The following is a 16,835-nucleotide window of genomic DNA, read 5'->3' on the forward strand; positions in this document are numbered from 1 at the left end:
GGACATGTAGCCGAAGGCGCCAGCCATTGCGAGAGGCGAGTTGCCGCTCAACCGCCGCTGAGGATGTCGAGGATCGACGTCTGGCGCCTTTTCTTCGGGCCGCCGACATCGCCGGGCGGCACCGGATGCCCGACCGAGGCGGTAGTCCCGCCGTCGCTCGGCATATCGAAGCCGCCGGCATCGACCGTCTGGGCTGGACGCGCCTGCCGTGCGGGCGCCTGGGCGACAGGGCTCGACTGGCTGACGGGCGCGGGCGGCGCCGGCTGCGAGTTGTCCGCCGAGGGTATCTCGTCCGGCACGACCGTATCGGGCGGCGTCGATTTCCACGTGCCGGGCAACGGCCTGACCGGCAAGCCTTCATGCGCGGCGACCATGAATTCGTGCCAGGCCTGCGCCGGCAAGGCGCCGCCGGTCACCTTCTTCATCGGGCTGCCGTCGTCATTGCCGAACCACACACCCGTCGTGAGGTTGGCGGTATAGCCGACGAACCAGGCGTCGCGTGAATTCTGGCTGGTGCCGGTCTTGCCGGCCGAGGGCCAGTTGAAGGCCGCCTTCTTGGCGGTGCCGACTTCGACCGTGCCCGTCATCATAGAGTTCATCATGCCGACGATGTCGGCCTTGAGGACGCGCGGCGCGCTGCCGCCATTGTTTTCGTAGAGCACCTTGCCGCTAGCCGTGGTGACGCGCTGGATGAAATGGATATCCGGCTTGTAGCCGCCATTGGCGAAAGGCACATAGGCGGCGGTCAGTTCCAGCGGCGTGACTTCCGAGGTGCCGAGCGCTATCGAGGTGTTCGACTGCAGGTCGGATTGGATGCCCATGCGGTGCGCGGCCTCAACCACGGCGTCGGGGCCGACCTCCATGGTGAGTTGCGCCGCCACCGAGTTCAGCGACTTCGCCAGTGCGGTGGCCAGCGTCACCTTGCCATAATATTTGCCGCCATAATTCTCCGGCGTCCATTTGCCTATTCTGATCGGGGCGTCGTTGCGCACGCTGTCCGGTGTGCGGCCTGCTTCCAGCGCCGCCATGTAGACGAAAGGCTTGAAGGCCGATCCCGGCTGGCGCCGCGCTTCCGAGGCGCGGTCGAACTGGCTGGTCGAATAGTCGTAACCGCCGACCATGGCGCGAACGGCGCCGGAATCATCGATCGACACCAACGCGCCCTGGGTGACGTTGAGCTTCTTGCCGCTCTCGTCGATCAGCCGGCGGATCGACTGCTCGGCGAGCTTCTGCAGCGTCAGATCCACGGTGGTGTCGATGATGATGTCGCCGCGCACGTCGCCGATCAGGTCGGGAAGTTCCTCCATGACCGTGTCGGCGACGTAATTCTCCGAACCGGTCCAGTAGGAGGGCGAGCGCGTCGCCGGCGCGCTCAGCGCCATTTTGTATTCCTTGTCGCCGATCTTGCCTTCCTCGCGCATGGCGGCGAGCACGAGCTGTGCGCGTTCTTCCGCCGCCTTGGGATCGCGCGCCGGCGAAAGCCGCGACGGCGCCTTGAGCAAACCGGCCAGAAGCGCTGCCTCGGAAAGCGTGACATCGCGCGCGCTCTTGCCGAAGTACCGCCGCGAGGCGGCCTCCACGCCATAGGCGCCGGACCCGAAATAGACCCGGTTGAGATACATTTCGAGGATCTGGTCCTTGCTGTGCTTGTGCTCCAGCCACAGCGCCAGCAGCACTTCCTGCACCTTGCGCTCCAGCGTGCGATCCGGCGTCAGGAACAGGTTCTTGGCCAGCTGCTGCGTCAGCGTCGAGCCGCCTTGCGAGAAATGACCGCCAAGGACGTTGGTGACCATGGCGCGCGTCAGCCCGATCGGGTCGATGCCGAAATGCGAATAGAACCGCCGGTCCTCGATGGCGACGACGGCCTCGGGAATATAGGGCGACATTTCATTGAGGCCGACGGCCTCGCCGCCGCTCATGCCGCGATTTGCGATGAGTTGCCCGTCGACCGAGACGATCTTGATGTTGGGCGCGCGGTCGGGGATCGACCATGTGGTCGCCGCCGGCATCTTGGCGCCGTAATAGACGACGACGCCGGCCACCGCGATGCCGCCCCAGATGCAGAAAACGAAGCACCAGTAGAGCAGGCGGCCGAAGATGGAAAACAGACCGCGCTGGCTGCGATCGCGCCCCCGGCCGCGCGATTTCGCCTTGGCGGATTTGCGTTTCGCTGCGGATTTACGATTTGCCGGCACGACGCGATCCTCCTCGCTGACCGAAAAGCCGTCGGAGGGTTTCGCCCGCGGCGAGCCCTCGAAGCTCGGTTCGATGCGACTGTCTCTGCGGTTCGCCATTGCGCTGTGCTTGCTGTCCCCGATGCCGATGGCGCTCGGGTTGCAGAGTAGATGCGGCGGTTTAAAGGCGCGTTAAGTGGGGAAAAATCGAAGTGATTGAAAAGCAAATGTTTGGTAAGCGGCCACCTGACGGAGCGCGATCGGCGTGGGATTCCGGCCGCGCTCCAGCGTTTGCATAGGCGGGCGAGTGTCGGCTCGGACTAGTCGAGCACGGCACGGACCGAGAGCGCAGCTCTCGATGCCCGCATGACATCGCCGACATGGCAGTAGCAGACGATCTCGTGCAGCTGATAGTCGGTCAGCTCGAAGAAGCGTTTTGCTTCGCCGTAGGTGTCGTTCTTCAAACCCTCGTCGTGCAGAACGGGGTCTTCCAGGGCGACGGATATGGGCGAGCCGGCGCCCCGCATGACATTGCGTTCCCGCGGGGCACGATATTCAGTGCCGATCAGCGCGGTCAGGAGCCGGTTTGGCTCACGTTCGAGAAGCTCCGCCCAACGTGCGAGGCGCTGGGTTCGGCTCATGACGGGTTTGGCGGTGCGGACCTCGGCAACGGCGTGCAGCTGGTCCAGTGTTTGGTGCTTCATGGCAACCTCCTAGAGGCTAGGTTGGTCGGCCCCAAAACTCCCTATACGCAGCATGATATCGCCGAACCGCGCGGACGTCATCCGTTTGCCGCCCACGCCGCCAAGATTTGATGGAGCTGCGCGCGGCCCCTGTCATTCTTCATGCCGTCGCCAGAATATGGAGCCGAAATCACAGGCTTATCCTGGACGTCAAAGAACGCGGAACTCGGGCTCCGCCGCCTTTCGACCGACGATCGACGACAGGCCGTAGAAAGCCAGCGGCTGTTCCTGACAAGTCACCGCCACGACGCTGTTCGACTTGTCTATGTCCAGGCCCTTCGGCCCACCCTCCTCGACGCTGGCCCTGCCGCGCAGAAAGCTTTCGTCGTCGAGCACGGCGACCGAACGCGACGGCGTGCGGCGCCCCTTCCAGCCTTCGTCGCTTGCATAGACGTGAACCATCGGGCTGCCGGCGTCGGCAACAAGAATGTGGCTGCCGTCCTGCGTGAAGCGCAGGCCATGCGGGTAGTTGGCATTTTCCAGGACACCGGCGGGTCGGGTTTCAGGGCCAAGCGGCGCCGACATGTCGTAGATCTTCACGTCGTTGGTGCCGTGGCTGCTGACGGCGACCCACCGCCCGTCATGGCTGAGCGCGATGCCGTCCGGGATGTCGAGGCCCTGCTCCAGGAGAACCTGATTCCACAGGGCGCGGTATCCCCATCGCCGGTGAACCACATGGCGGGTCACCCGATGCGTGTAGTTGTTACAGACCAGCAGGCTGAGCCGGCCATGCGACTCACGCCTGACGGCGACTGAGCCGGGCGTTCTCAATCTGCAAAATCGGCTGCCTTTGATCACGCGAAGTGGCGAGATTTCGTGCCCTTGTCCGGCCGGATCGCCTTGCGGCAGGGCGAAGACCGCAACCAGCCCATCGCGATTGGCGACCACAAAAGTCCTGTTGTCGATGAAATCGAGGCCATGCACCTCGCCCATGCTTTCCGATCTGAGCTCCACGAAATCGCGGATAACGATCCTCGCTGCACCGGCCGTCGGCTCTATGTCGATGCGCAGCATCAGACATCGCCTGCGTCCATATCCGGCGACGGCAAGCAAGTGATTGTCGGGCGAAAAGCGCAGGTCCTCGGTCCGCCCGATCGCGGCGAGCGCATCGTTCACGGCACCGGTGGCCACGAAATCGATCCGGGGAATCATATCAAAAAACACCACCGCCCCAGCGAGCGGACCCGAATGCAATAGGTGCTATCAGGAGCCGACCGGTCAAGTTCGCGAGATGCGGACGTGGTGAGATCAATTCTGCTGGATCGAAATGCCCTTGTCGTCGATCTTGAGCTCCACGCCCTTCGGCCTGGTCTGCTCGCGGTAGATGTAGATGCCAAGCGCGATGACCACGACGACCAACGCGCCGATGATGAGGTAGAGCATGTTCTGTCTCATCTCGCCCCCTTCTTGCTGCCGAGTCTCGCGCCTGCTTCGAGGCCCTGCGGCGGTCGCTCACTGGTCGCTGTCATCATTGGCCGATGCAGGCCGCCAACTGGTCGGCTCGACTTTTTTCTGGGTGTTGCTGTCGGTGTAGACCCACCAGCCGCCGTCGCGGTATTGCCCGACGGATTCGTTGACCACGCCGTGCTCGTCGTTCCACAGGATCGTGACCTGCGAGCCGTCCTTCGGCGCGCTCGCTATCGGTTTGCGCTCTGCCATTCAATCCCTCCCCATCTCACGCCGACAATGGACCGGCAGGAACGTCGCTCGACGCGTCGTCAGCTATGCGCGAAGATATCCTCTTCCGCCCAGCCCATCAGATCGAGCTTGGCGCGCGTCGGCAGGAAGCGGAAGCAGGCTTCGGCCTCCTTAGTGCGACCCTCGCGCGCAAGCCGTGCGGCCAGCACCTCGCGCAGCCGGTGCAGGTAAAGCACGTCGGAGGCGGCATATTCGAGCTGCTCGGGCGACAGTGTTTCCGCCGCCCAGTCCGACGATTGCTGCGCCTTGGAGAGGCCGATACCGAGCAGTTCGTTGCATATATCCTTCAGCCCGTGGCGGTCGGTGTAGGTACGGGTCAGCCGCGAGGCGATCTTTGTGCAGAAAACCGGTTCGGCCATGACGCCGAAAGCGTGATAAAGGACGGCAATGTCGAAACGGCCGTAGTGAAACAGCTTCACCACGGCGTCGTTCCTGAGAAGGCTGACAAGGTTGGGCGCCTCCTTCTGGCCCGGCGCGATCTGGATGACGTCGGCGCTGCCGTCGCCGGGCGAGATCTGAACCACGCAGAGCCGGTCACGATGCGGGTTCAAGCCCAGCGTTTCCGTGTCGATGGCGACCGCACCGACATTGTAGCGGGAAAGGTCCGGCAGATCGTTCTTGTGGAAACGGATGTCGGTCATTCTCTTCTCCGGATCGCGGCCAGCGGCGCACCCGTTTTTGGACGCGAAGGCGCCGCGCATTGCGCTATCACGCCCGTCCTTGCCGCGATCCGGAAAAAAATCAACAGAAAGTTGATTTTCGCGGTCGCCGCGGGTTCACCTCAGCGTGTCAGAGCATCGAGAATGCGCGCCCAGGAACGCTGCCCCTTGTGGAAGGAGGTGAGCTCGTACTTCTCGTTGGGCGAATGGATGCGGTCGTCATCGAGGCCGAAGCCGACCAGCAGCGATTCCATGCCGAGATAGGTCTGGAAATCGCCGACTACGGGGATGGAGCCGCCGCCGCCGGTGGTGACGGCCTGCTTTTCCCATTCGTCGGAGAGCGCATCCTTGGCCTTGGCCAGGAACGGCGAGTCGTAGGAAAGCTGGATCGCCGGCGAGCCGCCATGCGGATGGAATTCGACGGAGCAGTCGCCGGGAATCCGATCGCGCACGAAAGCCTGGAAGGCGGCGCGGATTTTTTTCGGATCCTGCTTGTGGACGAGCCGGAACGACACTTTCGCCGATGCTTCCGCCGCGATCACCGTCTTGAAGCCCTTGCCGGTATAGCCGCCGATGATGCCGTTGAACTCGGCCGTTGGCCGCGCCCAGGTGAGTTCGAGCACGGAGCGGCCCTTTTCGCCGGCGGGAATGGAAAGCCCGACCGGTCCGAGGAAGGTCTCGGCGGTCTCGCCGAGCCCCTCCCAGGATTTCAGCACCTGCGAGGGCGTCTCCTCGACGCCGTCATAGAAGCCCGGGATGATGACACGGCCGTCTTGATCATGGATGTCGGCGAGAATTTTGGTCAGGATCCGGATCGGATTGGCGGCCGGGCCGCCATAGAGGCCTGAATGCAGGTCGCGGCTGGCTGCCTTGACGGTGACTTCCTCGCCGACCATGCCGCGTAGCGACACGCAGATCGACGGCGTCTCACGGTTCCACATGCTGGTGTCGCAGACCAGCGCGAAATCCGCTTTCAGCTCGGCGGCGTTGGCCTCGAGGAAAGGCTTGAGCGACGGCGAGCCGGACTCTTCCTCGCCCTCGAACAGGATCGTGACGCGGCAGGGCAGATTGCCGTGCACCTGCCTCCAGGCGCGGCAGGCCTCGACGAAGGTCATCAGCTGACCCTTGTCGTCCGCCGAGCCGCGCCCGGCGATCACCTTGCGTCCGGGCTGGACCTCCTTGATCGACGGCGCGAATGGATCCGTTTCCCACAACTCGATCGGATCGACCGGCTGCACGTCGTAGTGGCCGTAGAACAGCACATGCGGCGCGCCGGCCGGTCCTTCGTGATGCGCCACCACCATCGGGTGGCCGGGCGTGTCGCGCACGCTGGCGTCGAAGCCGATCAGCTTGAGCTCGGCCGCCAGCCATTCGGCGCCCTTGCGGCAATCGGCGGCAAAGGCCGGGTCGGTGGAGATCGACTTGATACCAAGCAAGCCGAAAAGCCGCTCCAGGCTCTGATCGAGGTTCTGGTCGAGACGGTCAAGGACGGGGGAGAGTCTGGACATTTCTTCAGCCTTTCGATTCTGGCCCGACCCTAAAGGGGCGAGCAGAAAACGCAAAGCCGCGATCGTTGGACCACGCGTTCCGGCGTCGGTAACACGCGGGCTAGGAGACAAAAAAGAACCGCCGTGGTGGAGGGGGAACCACGGCGGTCTTTACTCGAAACGTTGCGGCAGCCCGGAGAGGGGGGATAGGCTGCCGCAGTTGCCCGGGATAGGCGGGGGACGGGCCTTACTCCGGACTTCGGCGAAAATTGCCGATGACAGCTATTTGGGTCTGTGAAAATGGCGATTCAAGGGCACGAAGATTACACTTTTGTAACATGCCCGTGAGCGGCTGAATTTTGTCAGAGACCTGTCTGTCAGGGGTGTTGCCGGAACCGGCCGTTTGCGCAGCCTTTGGCATGGACCGCGAAGCTTGGCCGCGCTATCCCTGCCGGCATGAAAAAAGGCGATCATCTCTTTCTTGTCGACGGCTCCGGCTACATTTTCCGCGCCTACCACGCGCTGCCGCCGCTCAACCGCAAATCCGACGGCCTGCCCACCAGCGCCGTGCTCGGCTTCTGCAACATGGTATGGAAGCTGATGCAGGACGCCCGCAACACGAACGTGGGCATCGTGCCGACCCATTTTGCCGTCATCTTCGACTATTCGGCGAAGACCTTTCGCAGCGATCTTTATCCCGAATACAAGGCCAACCGCTCGGCGCCGCCGGAAGACCTGATCCCGCAATTCGGCCTGATCCGCCAGGCGACCGTGGCCTTCAACCTGCCCTGCATCGAGATGGAAGGCTTCGAGGCTGACGACATCATCGCCACCTATTGCCGCCTAGCCTGCGAGGTCGGCGCCGACACCACCATCATCTCCTCCGACAAGGACCTGATGCAATTGGTCGGCCCGACGGTCGGCATGTACGACCCGATGAAGGATCGCCAGATCGGCATTCCCGAGGTGATCGAGAAATGGGGCGTGCCACCGGAAAAGATGATCGACCTGCAGGCGCTGACCGGCGACTCCGTCGACAACGTGCCCGGCGTGCCCGGCATCGGCCCGAAGACCGCGGCGCAACTTCTGGAGCAGTTCGGAGACCTTGACGGCCTGCTGGCGCGCGCCGGCGAGATCAAGCAGGAAAAGCGGCGCGAATCGATCATCGCCAATGCCGACAAGGCGCGCATCTCGCGCGAGCTGGTGACGTTGAAGAACGACGTGCCGCTCAAGGAGGGGCTGGACGACCTTGTGCTGCATGCCCCGGACGGGCCGAAGCTGATCGGCTTCCTGAAGACGATGGAGTTCACCACGCTGACACGCCGCGTCGCGGAAGCGACTGCAACCGAGATCGGCGACGTCCAGGCTTCCAGTGTCACCATCGAGCGCGCCGACACCGCACATGGTCCCGATGTCGGCGCCGGCACGCCGACAGCCTCAAGACCGGCGGCGACGCCGAACGGCGCCGCGAAGCCTGCAGCACCGGTCAGGCCCCAGGATGCCCCACCGCAGGGCGATACGCCTTCCCTGCTCTCCGCGCTGCGGCTGGAGCAGGCGACGGCGCGCAAGATCGATCCCGCGGCCTATGTCGCCATTCGCGATACGGCCGCGCTGAAGGCCTGGATCACCGAAGCGAGGGAAGCCGGCATCCTTGCCTTCGACGCCGAGACCTCTTCGTCCGATCCGATGCAGGCCGACTTGATCGGCCTGTCCATGGCGATCGCGCCGGGCCGCGCCGCCTACGTGCCGCTCGCCCACACGAGCGGCAATGGCGACCTGCTTGGCGGCGGCATGCTGGCGGACCAGGTCCCGGTCCGCGACGCGCTGGCTCTGCTCAAGCCCCTGCTCGAGGACGGGTCGGTCCTCAAGATCGTCCAGGACATGAAATACGACATTGTCGTGATGAGCCGGCATGGTATCGAGGTCGGCCCGTTCGACGACACGATGCTGATCTCCTACGTGCTCGACGCCGGCACATCCGGCGGGCATGACCTCGCCTCGCTGTCGGAGAAGTGGCTCGGCCATGCGCCAGGCACGAAGAAGGAGCTTGCCGGCTCGGGCAAGGGCGCGGTCGGCTTCGACCAGGTCGACATCGAGCGGGCGACCGCCTATGCCGGCGAGCAGGCCGATCTGGCGCTGCGGCTGTGGCAATTGCTGAAGCCGCGGCTCGCCGCCAAGGGTCTCGTCTCCGTCTATGAAAGGCTGGAGCGGCCGCTTGTGCCCGTGCTCGCCCGCATGGAGCAGCGCGGCATTTCGGTCGATCGCCAGATTCTCTCCAGACTGTCGGGTGAGCTGGCGCAAGGCGCCGCCCGCGCCGAGGAAGAGATCTATGGCATCGTCGGCGAGCGCATCAACATCGGCTCGCCGAAGCAGCTCGGCGACATATTGTTCGGCAAGATGGGGCTGCCGGGCGGCTCCAAGACCAAGACCGGCCAGTGGTCGACCTCGGCGCAGCTGCTGGAAGACCTCGCCGCCGAAGGCCACGAGCTGCCGCGCAAGATCGTCGACTGGCGCCAGCTCACCAAGCTGAAATCGACCTATACCGACGCCTTGCCCGGCTTCATCAATGCCGGCACCAACCGCGTCCACACTTCCTATGCGCTGGCCGCGACGACGACCGGTCGTCTGTCATCCTCCGATCCCAACCTGCAGAACATCCCGGTGCGCACCGCCGAAGGCCGCAAGATCAGGACCGCCTTCATCGCCGAAAAGGGCCACAAGCTGGTCTCGGCCGACTACAGCCAGATTGAATTGCGCGTGCTGGCCCATGTCGCCGAAATCCCGCAGCTCAAGCGGGCTTTTGCGGACGGCGCCGATATCCACGCCATCACCGCGTCCGAAATGTTCAACGTGCCGGTCGCAGGCATGCCTTCGGAAGTGCGGCGGCGTGCCAAGGCGATCAATTTCGGCATCATCTACGGCATCTCGGCCTTCGGTCTGGCGAACCAGCTGTCGATCCCGCGCGAGGAGGCGAGCGCCTACATCAAGCGCTATTTCGAGCGCTTCCCGGGCATCCGCGACTATATCGAGGAAACCAAGGCCTATGCGCGCGAATACGGCTTCGTCGAAACGATCTTCGGCCGCCGCATCCACTATCCGGAGATAAGGTCCTCCAACCCGTCGGTTCGCGCCTTCAACGAACGCGCTTCGATCAATGCGAGGCTCCAGGGCACTGCGGCCGACATCATCCGCCGCGCCATGGTGCACATGGAAGAGGCGCTGGAGAAGGCGAAGCTGTCGGCCCGCATGCTCTTGCAGGTGCATGACGAGCTGATCTTCGAGACGGTGGAAGCGGAAGTCGAAGCGACAATTCCGGTGGTGCGCCGCGTGATGGAGAACGCGCCGATGCCGGCGGTCTCGATGTCGGTGCCGCTGCATGTCGATGCGCGGGCCGCCGACAACTGGGACGAGGCGCACTGATACCTTCGTCATCCTCGGGCTTGACCGGAGGATGAGGACTCGAGGGGCTAAGCCGCCTCAGCTCTACACTTCGCGCAAACCCCGCGAAACTCGATCACCGCCTTCTTGGCGGCGAAGCCGGTCGAGCGCACCCATTCGTCCAGCCGGTGGTCGACATCATGGTCGGACATCTCGGTTACCTGGCCGCAGCTGTCGCAGATGGCGAATGCGGTCATCGAATGACTGTGGTCGTGCGGCTCGGCGCAGGCGACGAAGGAGTTCAAGCTTTCGAGCCGGTGCACGAAGCCCGACTTCACCAGCGTGTCCAGCGCGCGGTAGACCTGCAGCGGCGCCCGGAACCCGCGCTCGCGCAGTTGGTCGAGCAGCATATAAGCGCTCAGCGGCCCGCTGGCGGCTTCGAGCTTCTCAAGCACGCACAGCTGGTTCTTGGTCAGCGCATCCCTTGCCGTCATCTTGTCTCCGGTCGTCGCGTCGTTCGCGTGCCGACTGCGCACGCGAACGGCCTTTGGTCCATGAGATAGCGACGAACGCGCATCTTTGCCACTGTTTCCGCAGCTGGCGGCCCGGCGCGGGCTACTTGCGCGGCGGTCCCTTGCGCTCGGCGGATGCCGCCCAAAGATTGATGTCGGCCTCGCGCGCATAGGTGTCGATCTCGGCAAGCTCGGCGTCGCTGAAGTCGAGCGCCTTGAGAGCGCCGACGCAATCCTCGACCTGTTCCGGCCGGCTGGCGCCGATCAGCGCCGTCGTCACGCGTCCCTTGCGCAGCACCCAGGCCAGCGCCATCTGCGCCAGCGTCTGGCCGCGCCGGCCGGCGATGGCATTCAATGCCTTGATGTTGGTGACCGACTTATCGTTGATGAAGGCCGGACGCAGCGACTTGCCCTGGGATGCGCGGCTGCCTTCCGGGATGCCGCCGAGATATTTATCGGTCAGCATGCCCTGCGCCAGCGGCGAGAACACGATCGAGCCGATGCCGAGCCCTTCCAGCGTATCGAGCAGCCCGTCTTCCTCGACCCAGCGGTTGAGCATGGAATAGCTCGGCTGGTGGATCAGGCAGGGCGTGCCGAGCCGCCGCAGGATGTCGGCCGCCTCGCGGGTGCGCTGCGAATTGTAGGAGGAGATGCCGGCATAGAGCGCCTTGCCCGAGCGCACCGCTTGGTCGAGCGCGCTCATCGTTTCTTCCAGCGGCGTCTCGGGATCGAAACGGTGGGAATAGAAGATATCGACGTAATCGAGCCCCATCCGCGTGAGGCTCTGGTCGAGGCTCGCCAGCACATATTTGCGGCTGCCCCATTCGCCGTAGGGGCCGGCCCACATCTCGTAGCCGGCCTTGGTCGAGATGATCAGCTCGTCACGATAGGCGGCGAAATCGGTGCGCAGGATCTCGCCAAAGGCGGTCTCGGCCGAGCCGGGCGGCGGGCCGTAATTGTTAGCGAGATCGAAATGCGTGATGCCGAGGTCGAAGGCTCTGCGCACGATCGCCTGCTTGGTCTTGTGCGGCGTGTCATTGCCGAAATTGTGCCACAGCCCGAGCGAGATGGCCGGCAGCTTGAGGCCGGACCGACCGCACCGGTTGTAGATCATCTTCTCGTAGCGATTCTCGGCGGCGACATAGGGCATAGGGAATCCTTGGGAAGGCGGCCGGGATCGCCGCTAAGTGACTTGAATCGATGCTCGCCCCGCACCTTTACCCTCTCCCCGCCGAAACGGGGAGAGGGGTTGCCACCTACTTTTTCTTCGCCAGCAGCGCCTTCGCTTCCTTGATGCCGAGCGCCGCCGGCCGCTCGCAGGTCGTCTGCATGGCGACGAACTTGCCGCTTTCGCCGGAGCGCAGGACGCCGGTCATGACATCGACGGCATGCAGCGCCAGCTCCATCGAGCAGCGGTGCGGCCGCCCTTCGCCGATCGCGATCGCCATATCGGCAAGACCTGCCGTGCGGTAGTTGGCCATCATGCCTTGGCTGTGCATCTCATTGGGCACGCCGAACGGATGATCCCACTTGGGAAGCTTCTTCACCGGCTTGGTCGCATCGGTGAAGCGGACTTCGCCGCCGAAGAAATTCGGGTCCGGCACGAAGACGGTGCCCGCCTCGCCGTAGAGCTCCATCGGCGCATGGCCGTGGCTCCAGACGTCCCACGAGGTGTTGAGCGTCACCACCGCGCCATTCGCGAATTCCAGCAGCGCATGGATGGTGGTCGGCGTGTTGACCGGGATTTTTTCGCCCGCGCGCGGTTTGGAGCTGATGGTGCGCTCCTTGGCCGGCGTCGCCGCGAAAGCCGCGACCTGCTTCACCGGCCCGATCAGCTGGATCAGGTTGGTGACATAGTACGGGCCGATGTCGAGCACCGGACCGGCGCCCGGCTGGAAGAAGAAGTCGGGATTGGGGTGCCAGTGTTCCATGCCATGGCCCATCACATGGCAGGTGCCGCTGGTGATCTTGCCAAGCTTGCCGCTGTCGATCAGATCGCGCGCCAGCTGATGCGCGCCGCCGAAGAACGTGTCGGGCGCCGAGCCGATGCGCAGTCCCTTCTTCTCCGCACGCTTCTTCAGATCCAGCCCTTCCTTGACCGACAGCACGAAGGGCTTTTCCGAATAGACGTGCTTGCCGGCGTCGAGCACCGCCTTCGACACGTCATAGTGCACGGCCGGAATGGTGAGGTTGACGACGATGTCGACGTCGTCATCTTTGAGAAGGTCGTTGACCGTCTCGGCGCGGAGCTTGAACTCCTTCGCCCGCATCTTCGCCGCGTCCATGTTGATGTCCGCGCAGGCGCGCATCTCGATGCCGCGGAAGAGCGGCGCCAGCGAGAAATACGCCTTCGAGATGTTGCCGCAGCCGACGACGCCTACGCCAAGTTTGTTTGCCATGATGGTATGTCCTAGTAATTCTTGACGGATTCGATCGAGCGACGGGCGAAGCGCTCGATGTCGTTGGGGTTGTCCTGCTCCATGACGAAGTACTTCGTCGCGCTTTTCGCGCGCAGCGCCTTGATCAGGCCCGCCCAGTCGATGGTGCCGTGACCGACATCCGACCAGCCGTCCTCGTCCAGCCCCTCCCCCGGCTTCGCCATGTCTTTGACGTGGACGGCACTGATGCGCTTGCCGTGCCTTTCGATCCAGGGCAGCGGATCGGCGCCGCCGCGCACCACCCAGGCAACGTCCATCTCCCAGCCGATGTCGGGCGCAGCCGACAGGATGTGGTCCTGCGGCAGCGAGCCGTCGGCGAGCGGCTTGAACTCGAAATCATGGTTGTGCCAGGCAAAGCCGTAGCCGGCCTTCTTCGCGGTGTCGCCCACCTTGGCGAGTCGCTCGCCGAAGCCGCGCCAGCCGGCGGCATCGCCCGGCCGCGCATCGGGCATGAGGTAGGGGCAGATGAGCAGCGAGATGCCGAGCGCATCGGCAATTCTGCGCACGCCGTCGAAATCCTTCTCCAGCGCATCGATCGAGAAATGCCCGGTCGGCATGGCGAGCCCGTTCTTATCGAGCTCGGCACGGAAAGCCTTGGGATCGTCATAGACGCCGCCGAAACCTTCGACTTCTTTGTAGCCCAGTTCGCCGAGCATTTTCAGCACGCCGTCCCATGGCTGGAAGTTGCGGGCACTGTAAAGTTGGAATGACCAGTTCATCTGTCTGTCCGTTCTGTTGATGGTTCCGGGAGGTTGTGGTCTGGGAGGTTAGAGCCTGCTGTCGGTCTCGGCGTCGAACAGCGAGGCGCGCGCCGGATCGAAGCCGATGCGTATCGCATCGCCGTTGCGCAGCGTCTTGTCGGCTTCGACGCGGAAGGAGAGGATCTGGCCGCCGAGCTTCGTCCACACCAGCGTGTCGGAGCCCATCGGATCGACAATCTCGACAGTTGACTCGGCGGTGAACGGCATGGCCCTCGCCGCTTCGCCAAAAGCGATATGCTCCGGTCGGATGCCGAACACGCAGGGCTTGGCGGCGCGCCCGCCTTCGTTGTCGAACTGATAACGGCCGAGCGGCACCGAAACACCGTCGGCCTTGAACACCGGCGCGTCGCTTGCTTCCAGGTGCCCCTTGATAAAATTCATCGCCGGCGAGCCGAGGAAGCCGGCGACGAAGCGGTTGACCGGGCGATTGTAGATCGTCTGGGGCGTATCGAGCTGCTGGATGACGCCGCCCTTCATCACCGCGATACGGTCGGCCAGCGTCATCGCCTCGATCTGGTCGTGGGTGACGTAGATCATCGTGTTCTGCAGCCTGCGGTGCAAAAGCTTGATCTCGACGCGCAATTCCGACCGCAGCTTGGCGTCGAGGTTGGAGAGCGGCTCGTCGAACAGGAAGACGTCGACGTCGCGCACCAGTGCCCGCCCGATCGCCACGCGCTGCCGCTGGCCTCCGGAAAGCGCCGACGGCTTCCTCTGCAACAGCGGCTCGATCTGCAGGATCTCCGCCGCGCGCGCGATGCGTTTGGCGATCTCGTCCTTGGGCACGCCGGCGACGCGCAGGCCGAAGGAAAGGTTCTTCTCCACCGTCATCTGCGGGTAGAGGGCGTAGGACTGGAACACCATGCCGATGCCGCGATCCTTCGGCTCCTCCCAGGTAACATTCTTGCCCTTGATGAAGATGCGGCCCTCGGAGATGTCGAGCAGGCCGGCGATGCAGTTGAGCAAGGTCGACTTGCCGCAGCCGGATGGCCCGAGCAGCACGATGAACTCGCCCTCGGCGACGTCGAGATTGAGCGTCTTCAGCACCGACATGACGCCGAAATTCAGCGACAGGTCCTGGATCGAAACGCTGGGATTGGCGATCGCTGCTGCCATCATCATCCTTTCACCGCGCCGGCGGCGATGCCGCGCACGAAGAGCTTGCCGGAAACGAAGTAGACGATGAGCGGCACAAGGCCGGTCAGGATGGTCGCGGCCATGTTGACGTTGTACTCCTTCACGCCCTGTACCGAGTTGACGATGTTGTTGAGCTGCACCGTCATCGGATAGGTGTCGGGGCGGGTGTAGACGACGCCGAACAGGAAGTCGTTCCATATGCCGGTCACCTGCAGGATGATGGCGACGACGAAGATCGGCAGCGACATCGGCAGCATGATGCGCAGGTAGATGCCCCAGAAACCGGCGCCGTCGACGCGCGCCGCGCGGAACAGTTCCTCCGGCATGGACGTGAAATAGTTGCGGAACAGGAGCGTCAGGATCGGCATGCCGAAGATCGAATGCACGATCACGAGGCCGGTCAGCGTGCCGTAGATGCCGATCTCGCGCAGGATGATGACGATCGGGTAGATCATCACCTGATAGGGAATGAAGGCGCCGACGATCAGGATGATGAAGAAGGTGTCGGCGCCCTTGAAGCGCCAGTTGGCCAAGGCATAGCCGTTGACCGAAGCGATCGCGATCGACAGCAGCACCGACGGCACGGTGATGCGCACCGAGTTCCAGAAGCCGCGCGACAGCCCGTCGCAATTGAGCCCGGTGCAGGCCTGCGACCACGCCTTGACCCAAGGCTCGAAGGTGATCTCCAGCGGCGGCGAGAAGATGTTGCCGAGGCGGATTTCCGGCATGCCCTTCAGCGATGTGACGATCATCACGTAGAGGGGCAGCAGGTAATAGAGCGCCACGACGATCAGCGTGCCGTAGAGGAAGATGTTGCGGCGCGAGAGCACGTGCCGCGGCTTCGTTCCGCTCGGCCCCGATACATCGCGCGACGCGGCTTCGCGCCGAAGAGCGTCACCGGAGACGGAGGCAGCAGCTTCAGCCATGCTTCTTGCCTCCGAATTCGAGATAGGCCCATGGCACGATGACGATCACCACCGAGAGCAGCATCATGGTCGAGGCGGCAAAGCCCTGGCCGAGATTCTGGGCGAAGAACATGTAGTCGTAGACGTATTTCGCCGGCACTTCGGAAGCGATGCCCGGACCGCCGCTGGTCTGCGCCACCACAAGGTCGTAGACCTTGACGATGCCGGCGGCGATGATCACCAAGGTGGTGATAAAGACCGGCCGCATCATCGGAATGATGATGAAGACATAGGTCTTCCACATCGGTATGCCGTCAACCCGTGCGGCCTTCCAGATGTCCTCGTCGATGCCGCGCAGGCCGGCGAGCATCAGGCACATGATCAGTCCCGTGCCTTGCCAGAGCGCCGCGATCGAAATGCCGTAGATGACGATGCTGGAATTGTAGAGCGGATCGAAGCTGAAGCTCGTCCAGCCGAGGTCTCGCACGACGCGCTGGATGCCGAAATCGGGATTGAGCAGCCACTGCCAGACCAGCCCGGTGACGATGAAAGAAAGGGCGAAAGGGTAGAGGAAGATCGTGCGGAACGTGTCCTCGAAGCGGATCTTCTGATCGAGCAATGCCGCGAGGATGAAGCCGATCACCAGCGAGAACACCAGCGAGATCACGCCGTAGATCAAAAGGTTCTCGATCGACACCAGCCAGCGCGGCGTCGCCCATAGCCGGTAATATTGGTCGAGGCCGACGAAATTCAGCCGCGGCAAGAGCTTCGAATTGGTGAAGGAATAGAGCACCGTCCAGGCCGTGCCGCCGACGAAGACGACCAGCGCGGTCAGGATCATCGGGATCGATGCGACCTTGGCGTTGAGGTTGCGTAAAAGCTGGTTGGGGCGTTCGCTGTTGCTCATCTCGGCAGCCGGGCTGGGACAATGAGGGCATCACGCTCC

15 protein-coding genes are annotated in these 16,835 nt (G+C 63.7%); 1 reads left to right on the forward strand and 14 read right to left on the reverse strand.

Annotated features, from left to right (window positions below; genetic code table 11):
• Positions 1-47 precede the first annotated feature (47 nt).
• From EOD29_RS14450 to EOD29_RS14480, 7 genes are all read right to left on the reverse strand, one after another.
• Positions 48-2,294, reverse strand: coding sequence for a transglycosylase domain-containing protein (locus EOD29_RS14450; RefSeq protein ID WP_127247054.1), 2,247 nt, complete (start codon positions 2,292-2,294; stop codon positions 48-50).
• Between the two features lie 200 nt (positions 2,295-2,494).
• A complete protein-coding gene (locus EOD29_RS14455; RefSeq protein ID WP_067004095.1) occupies positions 2,495-2,878 on the reverse strand; it encodes a hypothetical protein in 384 nt (127 codons plus the stop codon).
• Between the two features lie 189 nt (positions 2,879-3,067).
• Entirely contained in the window at positions 3,068-4,048 is a 981-nt protein-coding gene (locus tag EOD29_RS14460; RefSeq protein ID WP_245475346.1) for a beta-propeller fold lactonase family protein, read from the reverse strand.
• A 117-nt stretch (positions 4,049-4,165) separates the two neighbouring features.
• Positions 4,166-4,312 (reverse strand): hypothetical protein, encoded by a 147-nt coding sequence (locus EOD29_RS14465; RefSeq protein WP_082980768.1) that lies wholly within the window; start codon positions 4,310-4,312, stop codon positions 4,166-4,168.
• 57 nt (positions 4,313-4,369) lie between these two features.
• Positions 4,370-4,576, reverse strand: coding sequence for a hypothetical protein (locus tag EOD29_RS14470; protein WP_095778715.1), 207 nt, complete (start codon positions 4,574-4,576; stop codon positions 4,370-4,372).
• 59 nt (positions 4,577-4,635) lie between these two features.
• Positions 4,636-5,256, reverse strand: coding sequence for a ribonuclease D (locus EOD29_RS14475; RefSeq protein WP_095783543.1), 621 nt, complete (start codon positions 5,254-5,256; stop codon positions 4,636-4,638).
• Between the two features lie 140 nt (positions 5,257-5,396).
• Positions 5,397-6,782, reverse strand: a complete 1,386-nt coding sequence (locus EOD29_RS14480; protein ID WP_127240071.1) for a M20/M25/M40 family metallo-hydrolase — start codon at positions 6,780-6,782, stop codon at positions 5,397-5,399.
• Positions 6,783-7,217: 435 nt separating this feature from the next.
• Here EOD29_RS14480 and polA point away from each other — a divergent pair, with 435 nt between their 5' ends.
• On the forward strand, positions 7,218-10,181 hold the full coding sequence (polA, locus tag EOD29_RS14485; RefSeq protein ID WP_164763767.1) for a DNA polymerase I: 2,964 nt from the start codon (positions 7,218-7,220) through the stop codon (positions 10,179-10,181).
• Positions 10,182-10,228: 47 nt separating this feature from the next.
• Here the strand turns inward: polA and EOD29_RS14490 are convergent, their stop codons facing one another.
• The 7 genes from EOD29_RS14490 to EOD29_RS14520 all read right to left on the reverse strand — a co-directional run bounded on the left by EOD29_RS14490 (position 10,229) and on the right by EOD29_RS14520 (position 16,796).
• Entirely contained in the window at positions 10,229-10,633 is a 405-nt protein-coding gene (locus tag EOD29_RS14490; protein ID WP_059184736.1) for a Fur family transcriptional regulator, read from the reverse strand.
• Positions 10,634-10,754: 121 nt separating this feature from the next.
• The gene (mgrA, locus tag EOD29_RS14495; protein WP_067318927.1) at positions 10,755-11,801 is read right to left on the reverse strand and encodes an L-glyceraldehyde 3-phosphate reductase; all 1,047 of its coding nucleotides are present in this window, start codon (positions 11,799-11,801) and stop codon (positions 10,755-10,757) included.
• Between the two features lie 106 nt (positions 11,802-11,907).
• Positions 11,908-13,050 (reverse strand): Gfo/Idh/MocA family oxidoreductase, encoded by a 1,143-nt coding sequence (locus EOD29_RS14500; protein ID WP_127247057.1) that lies wholly within the window; start codon positions 13,048-13,050, stop codon positions 11,908-11,910.
• Between the two features lie 11 nt (positions 13,051-13,061).
• A complete protein-coding gene (locus EOD29_RS14505; RefSeq protein WP_067318931.1) occupies positions 13,062-13,808 on the reverse strand; it encodes a sugar phosphate isomerase/epimerase in 747 nt (248 codons plus the stop codon).
• A 48-nt stretch (positions 13,809-13,856) separates the two neighbouring features.
• A complete protein-coding gene (locus EOD29_RS14510) occupies positions 13,857-14,966 on the reverse strand; it encodes an ABC transporter ATP-binding protein (protein WP_164763773.1) in 1,110 nt (369 codons plus the stop codon).
• The gene (locus EOD29_RS14515) at positions 14,966-15,910 is read right to left on the reverse strand and encodes a carbohydrate ABC transporter permease (protein ID WP_127247058.1); all 945 of its coding nucleotides are present in this window, start codon (positions 15,908-15,910) and stop codon (positions 14,966-14,968) included. The genes EOD29_RS14510 and EOD29_RS14515 overlap by 1 nt, the downstream gene beginning before the upstream one ends.
• Positions 15,903-16,796 carry a sugar ABC transporter permease gene (locus tag EOD29_RS14520; protein WP_067318934.1) on the reverse strand — a complete coding sequence of 298 codons (894 nt, stop codon included), beginning with the start codon at positions 16,794-16,796 and terminating at the stop codon, positions 15,903-15,905. The genes EOD29_RS14515 and EOD29_RS14520 overlap by 8 nt, the downstream gene beginning before the upstream one ends.
• Positions 16,797-16,835 lie beyond the last annotated feature (39 nt).

The organism is Mesorhizobium sp. M1A.T.Ca.IN.004.03.1.1, assembly GCF_003997555.1.
Classification (GTDB): Bacteria; Pseudomonadota; Alphaproteobacteria; order Rhizobiales; family Rhizobiaceae; genus Mesorhizobium.